Source organism: Amycolatopsis kentuckyensis, from assembly GCF_002155975.1.
GTDB lineage: Bacteria > Actinomycetota > Actinomycetes > Mycobacteriales > Pseudonocardiaceae > Amycolatopsis > Amycolatopsis kentuckyensis.
In genome coordinates this window covers 1-6,055 of the sequence record NZ_MUMI01000723.1, presented here as the reverse complement: position 1 = coordinate 6,055, position 6,055 = coordinate 1, and the positions used below count along the sequence as shown (strand labels likewise).

Below are 6,055 nucleotides of genomic sequence, written 5' to 3'. Positions count from 1 at the left end.
CCCCCGGACCCCCGTCGTGGTTGCCTTCGTTCGTACGCTCCGGTTCGGGCCCCGGGTGTGGTCACCTCCGTTCGTGCGCGCCGGTTCTGGGCCTTGGCACCATTCGTTCTCAGGCGAAACGTTGTGCGGTGGGAAGCAGCGCTCCCGGCTTCCGGCTTCCGGCTTGGTGGCTAGTGGCCTCCGTGGCCTGGCATGCCCGGGTGGCGGCTCGGGCTTCCCGCGTGCATGTGGAAGCGGCTGATCTCCGGTGGGTGGACCACGAACGGGCGCATCATGCCCTCGTCCTCGTGATCGAGGATGTGGCAGTGGTACATGAACTCGCCGGTCACCTCTTCGAACCGGCCGGCGACCCGGATCCACTCCCCCGCCCACAGGTTGAACGTGTCCTTCCAGCCCTCCTCGTGCTTCTCGATCGCCGGGCCGGCCGCCGGGACCGGCAACGGCCGGGCCGTTCCGCCCGCCGCGACGTCGAATGCCGTCAGGTCGGCGAACTTGTGCCTGCTCAGCATCTGGAAACGCGCCATGTGGATGTGCATCGGGTGCGGCGCACCGCCGAGCTGGATCAGGTTCCACACCACCCACCGGCCGCGGTCGACGAAGATCGTCGTCGTGTCGTCGAACAGGCCGGCCACCTTGCGGAACGTCCGCACCCGCCCCGTCGCCGGATCGGTCAGCTGGAGCACACCCTCCGCCGGGAAGCTCGCCGGCAGCCCGGCCGGATCGGTGATCTCCTGCAGCTCCCACATTTCCGGGTGCGCCCGGCCCGCCACCCCGGGCGGAGTCGTCGCCACGAACACCTCGTCGTGGTCCTCCGGCACGCCCGCCAGCCGGACGTACGACGGAGACAGCCTGGCCGGCAGCCGGAACGGCTCCGGACGACGGCGGCTCTCGACGCGGAACTCCATGATGTCCGGCTCGATCGACGCCCCCGTGTTGACCAGCCGCAGGCGCTGCCCCGGGAAGCGGCTGAAGTCGATCAGCAGATCGGCGCGCTCGGCCGGGGTGAGGGTCAGCCCACCCGCCGGCACCGCCGCCGGCGCGGGCAGCAGACCCGCGTCCGTGCCGGCGATGCGGACCGCGTCGTTGTGCACGACACCCGCCTCGTCGACCAGGTCCAGGCGGAAGAACCGGCCGTTCGCCATGTTCAGCACGCGGAAGCGGTACCAGCGCGCGTCGACGTCCAGGTGCGGCCAGATGCCGCCGTTGACGAGCGTGAACGGGCCGGTGACCGGTGCCGTCGTGCCGGACGCGGGCAGGTACTGGAACTTGAACAGCAGCCGGCCGGTGAGCGCGCCGGTCGCCGGGTCGGTGTCGAAGTTGCGGTCGGCGAGGACCAGCGGGATTTCGTGGTCACCACCGGGAAGGCGCAGCCGGTCCTCCTCGTCGTCGCGGATCAGGTACAGGCCCGCGAGTCCGGAGTGGACGTTGAAGCGCGTCACGGCCATCGCGTGGTCGTGGTACCAGAGCGCGCTGGCGGGCTGGCGGTTCGGGTACTCGGTCAGCTGCGTGTGCCCCGGCGAAATCCCGTTGTGCGCCCAGCCGTCGTTGCCGGCGTTCGTCACCGCGCCGTGCAGGTGCACGACGTTCCACGGCGGCAGCTCGGCGACACCCTCGATCAGCTCCACCCCGGCGGGCAGGCTGCCGTCCGCGGCCCGGTAGCCGGGCCGGTTCGCCGGCGTCGGCACCGCGTACGGCGCCCGCACCGCCACCAGCGGGACCGTGCCCCGGAGCTCGTTGGCCCACGCGACGCGAAGCCGTTGCCCGCTGCGCACTTCGACGGTCGGGCCGGGGAAGTGGCCTTCGTACGTCCACAGTGCGGTCTCCGGCAGCTGCGAGTGCAGCCGCGTCCGCGCGGTGGTCATCGTGATCGTGAGCTCGCCCCGGTACTGCCGCGAATGCGCCCGGATCACCGGCGGGATCCGCAGCGGGTCGAGGAACTTGGTGAGCCCGAAGTGCGGAGCCGCGGCCGGTCCCGGCGGCGCGGTGGCCGCCGACGCCGTCCGCGGCGCACTGGGGCCCAGCAGGCTCGCACCCGCCACGACGCCCGCGGCGGCGAGGAAGGTGCGCCGGTCGACGGAATCTGCTTCGGCCATGCGGAACCCTCCGGGCACGAGGTGGATACCGGTGATCCGCACGGCGTCCAGCGGGCCGGCGGCTCGGGAACGTTAGCCAGACGGCACCCGGCCGGACATCCCCTCACTTGGTATTCCTCGGCCGCGGCGGTCAGCGCACCCGGTCGTAGACCACCGCCGTCTCCCCCAGCTCACCGGTTTCGTGGTGGGTGAGCCGCCACCGCGACGCCGGCAGGCCGTCGTCGAACAGCCGGGGCCCGCCACCCGCGATCTCCGGGCAGACCATGAGGTACAGCCGGTCGAGCAGGTCCGCCGCGAGCAGCGGTTTGATGACGCTCGCGCTGCTGTTGACGAGGATGGCGCCGCCGTCGGCAGCCTTCAGTTCGGCGACGACATCCGCGGCCGGCGCGTTCACCAGGCGGGTGCGCTCCCAGGGAGCTTCGGCCAGCGTGCTGGAGAAGACGACCTTTTCGGCGTCCACAAGCCATTTCGCGTAGCCGCGATCCCGCGGGTCGGCGTTCTCGTCGGCGGCGACGGTGGGCCAGAACCCGAGGAACCCCTCCGCGTTGCGGCGGCCGAGGACCGCCGTCGTCGCGTTCTCCCAGATGCGGCCGAGGTGGCGCCGCGCGGCTTCGGTGGTGGCGTACGGGAGGATCGCGCCCATGTCGGCAGGCCCGGCGGGGCCGTGGTAGCGCCCGTCGAGGGTGAGGCTGAGGTTCGCGGTCACCCGGCGGCCGGTCGGCTCGGTCACGGTGTTCGGTCCTTTCGGTCGGAGAGCACTTCGGTGAGGTGGTCGAGCACCTGGCCCCAGCCGGTTTCGATGCCGGCGATGAACGGGACGGCGTCGACCGTCGTGGCGGTGATGCGCAGGCCCAGCCGCAGCCGGGTGCCGGCCGGGTCCGGGTGGAGCTCGAGGTCGTAGTGGCCGGTGAAGGAGGCGGGACCGGTCACCGCGAGGTCGAACCCGAGGCGGCCGGGCTCGTCCGCGACCCGCACCCGGCCCTCCGCGTGGTACTCGCCGTCGGCGTCGCGGTAGCCGAGCACGACCCGGCCGCCCGGCCGCGGCTCGAGGGTGCAGGCGGTGACCGTCATCGACGGCGGAACCCACCAGGACGCCAGCAGGTCCGCGTCCGTCCAGTGCCGCCAGACGTCGGCGGCCGGCGCGGGCAGCAGGCGGTCGAACGCGAACGTGCGCCCGTCCGCCCACCGGTCCCGGTCCGCGGCCGCCGCGTCCGCCTCGATGGTCGCGCGGTACCGCGCCACGGCTTCCCGCTCGTCCGCGTGCGCCTCGGTCGCGTCGGCCAGCTCCCGCAGCCGCCCCGCGAACGCTTTCAGGGGCTCGGATTCGAGGGTGTGGACGCGCCGCTGGCCGAGCGGGAAGACGGTGACCAGGCCGGCGCGGGCGAGGGTCTGGAGGTGCTTGGTGGTCTGCGGCTGCCGCAGCCCGGTCAGCTCGGCCAGCTCGCCCACCGAGCGCGGCCGCTCGGCGAGGAGTTCGACGATGCGCCACCGGGCGGCGTCTCCCAGTGCTGCGGCGATCCGGTCCATGGGACCGAGTATTCACATGAGAGAATATTCATGTCAAGGAATATCTCGGCCTGGCAGCCAGCGCAGCCCGTAGGCGTACCCCAGCTGCGGCGCGGCGAACTCCTGCGCCACCTCGCAGGCGCCGTCCAGGGGCAGCGGCTCGCCCGGCTGGGGCGGATCGGCGAGCACCGACGGCGGGACGCGGTCCAGCCGCCACACCACCCGCGGCGGCTGCCGCGGATCGAAGCGGACGCGGACCTCGAACGACTCACACGTCACCAGCGGCACGAACACGTACGACGGCCGGATCGGCAGGCCGTCCCGGATGCGGTAGACCAGCGAGTACGTGTGGCTGTCGCCCCGGTCCAGGGCGCGCGGCAGGTCGAGCAGCCAGCGGAAGTGCCGCTGGCCGTCCCGGGTGGCGCCGCTGATCCGGACGCCGTGCCGGGCGTCCGCGGCGACGTCGCGCTCGCCGTCGCGGCCGTCTTCGGTGCGCGGCACGGTGAACTGCGCGGAGATCCGGGCGAGGCGGTTGCGGGTGGCCACGATCAGCCGTTCCTCGGTCACCTCCGGCTCGCCGAGGTCGAGCCGGACGAGCACCTTGAGCCGCTTGACGAACCAGCCTTCGTCCGGGTCGGGCACACCGTTGCCCGGCCGCGCGCCGGCTTCGATCTCCGCGGCGAGCCGGGCGAAGGACCGGTCGACGCGGCGCCGGGCCGTGCGTTCCGAGACGCGCAGCTGATCCGCGAGGACGCCGATCCGGTCGCTCAGCAGGGCGTGCTGGGCGCCGGGGGCGATGCCCAGCGCCACGTTCACCGCCAGCCTGTCGTCGTCCGGGAATTCCGCGATCGCGGCCGAAATCGCTTCGCGCAGAACGCGGCGCGCATCACGGTCGCTCGTCGTCCGGTGGATTTCGCACCAGCCGGAAACGAGCGGCCCGAGCCGGCTGCGCAGCCGGTCGGCTTCCAATCCCCAGCCGCGCCGCAACGTGGTGAGTTCCCGGAGCAGCCCGTCCTCGTGTGCCATGGGATTTCCATTGTGACACGGGCCCTGCGGCACGGGCACTTCGCGGCGATCGGCGGCACCGGCTGCGCCGATCAGGTGATTCCGCGGTGGCCAGGCCATGGCCAGTTCCCCGCGATTTCGGCCCGCCCGTGGCCTTTTCCGCATCCGCGGCTGCCCGACCATTTTCCCGTCGACTTCCGGCGTCGGCATCGGGGAGGAAGGGTGCTCGACACTACCGGCCCGGCCGACGTCGCCGGCGTCCGGCGGCTGGCCCGCGACGGCCTGCTCGCCGGCTCGGCGGCGGACGCGCGGCCCCGCGCACTGGCCCGCTTGCGCGGCGGGGTCTACACGGTGGCGTGGCCGCTGGTCTTCACGCGGATCACCAAGCCGCTGGAGCATCGGCGCCGCCACGCGGACTGCGCCCGCGGCCTCGCGTGGCTGCGGCCCGACTGCCTCGACCGGTTCCACGACGACGTCGAGGCGGTGGTGGACCACGCCCTGCGGCGCGCGACGGACCCGATCGACAACCTCGAGGGCTGGCTGGCCACCCGCCTCACCCCGGCCACGGTCGACGCGCACCGGCGCCGCCGCGGCGAAATCGGGGCACTGCAACGGCCCCGCCTCCCGGCCTGGCTGGCCGGCGCCCTCGGCGGTGATCCGTGGCTGTGCGAACTGGCGGTGCAGATCCTGGTCTGGGTGGGCGTCCCGGCCACGGCGGGAGCGGAGCTGTGGCCCCTGGACGGCTGGGCGGCCCGGCGGGCGGAGGTGACGGGCGAGCCCCCGCCCGGCCGCGACACGCTCGACCGCGAGGTGGACCGGGTCCTGGCCGCGATGCGCACCCGCCCGGCTTGGTACGCGGAGCACGTGGAGCGGCCGCTGGGGCACAAGCAGGCCCCGGTCGCACCGATGCCGTCGGAGCTCCCGGCGCTGGAACTGGTCGCCGCGCACGAGCTGGCGGACGTGCGGCTCGCGGGCCTGGCCGAGCAGGCGCTGCGGGCGATCGAGCGCCGGCTGGACCGAGGCGAGGCGGCGGCGCCGGCGGTGACCACGGTGGTGAGGACGGTGTTCGGCGAACACGCCCCGGAGGGTTCGGCCCACGACGACTGGCTGGCGACGGCTTTGGCGGACGAGGACCGGATGGAGGCGATCGTGGCGACGGTCTTGGCGATCCTGGACCGCTGACCGCCCCGGCCGGACAGCGATCTCGCGGGCCGCATCGAGATGACCTCCGGCGCGCTGAGCGACCCCGCGCACCAAGCCGCGCCCCGAAGTGACCCCGGTACGGCGAGCGCCCCGGCTGGGGCACCGACCCGCGCATCAGGCAGCACCGCCGCGCCGAGCACCCCCGCCGCGCAGCGCACCGGCCAGCGCCCCAAAGCAACCGCCGCCGCGCTGAGCACCCCGCCGCACAGCGACCCCGCGCACCGGCCAGCGCCCCGAAGTGGCCTCCA

The 6,055-nt window shown here is 73.7% G+C and carries 5 protein-coding genes; 1 reads left to right on the top strand and 4 read right to left on the bottom strand.

Annotated elements, in window-relative coordinates; genetic code table 11:
* Positions 1–170 precede the first annotated feature (170 nt).
* From CCN39_RS46485 to CCN39_RS46470, 4 genes are all read right to left on the bottom strand, one after another.
* Complete coding sequence (locus tag CCN39_RS46485; protein WP_086853451.1) at positions 171–2,093, bottom strand: multicopper oxidase family protein; 1,923 nt, start codon at positions 2,091–2,093, stop codon at positions 171–173.
* 130 nt (positions 2,094–2,223) lie between these two features.
* Positions 2,224–2,823: a dihydrofolate reductase family protein gene (locus CCN39_RS46480; RefSeq protein WP_086853449.1), complete on the bottom strand. Its 600-nt coding sequence runs from the start codon at positions 2,821–2,823 to the stop codon at positions 2,224–2,226.
* The gene (locus CCN39_RS46475; protein WP_086853447.1) at positions 2,820–3,620 is read right to left on the bottom strand and encodes a metalloregulator ArsR/SmtB family transcription factor; all 801 of its coding nucleotides are present in this window, start codon (positions 3,618–3,620) and stop codon (positions 2,820–2,822) included. Before CCN39_RS46475 ends, CCN39_RS46480 begins: the two co-directional genes overlap by 4 nt.
* Before the next feature lie 33 nt (positions 3,621–3,653).
* Positions 3,654–4,625 carry a hypothetical protein gene (locus tag CCN39_RS46470; RefSeq protein WP_086853445.1) on the bottom strand — a complete coding sequence of 324 codons (972 nt, stop codon included), beginning with the start codon at positions 4,623–4,625 and terminating at the stop codon, positions 3,654–3,656.
* A gap of 201 nt (positions 4,626–4,826) precedes the next feature.
* On the opposite strand from CCN39_RS46470, the gene CCN39_RS46465 reads away from it, so the two are divergent.
* On the top strand, positions 4,827–5,786 hold the full coding sequence (locus CCN39_RS46465) for a hypothetical protein (RefSeq protein WP_086853442.1): 960 nt from the start codon (positions 4,827–4,829) through the stop codon (positions 5,784–5,786).
* Positions 5,787–6,055: the final 269 nt, after the last annotated feature.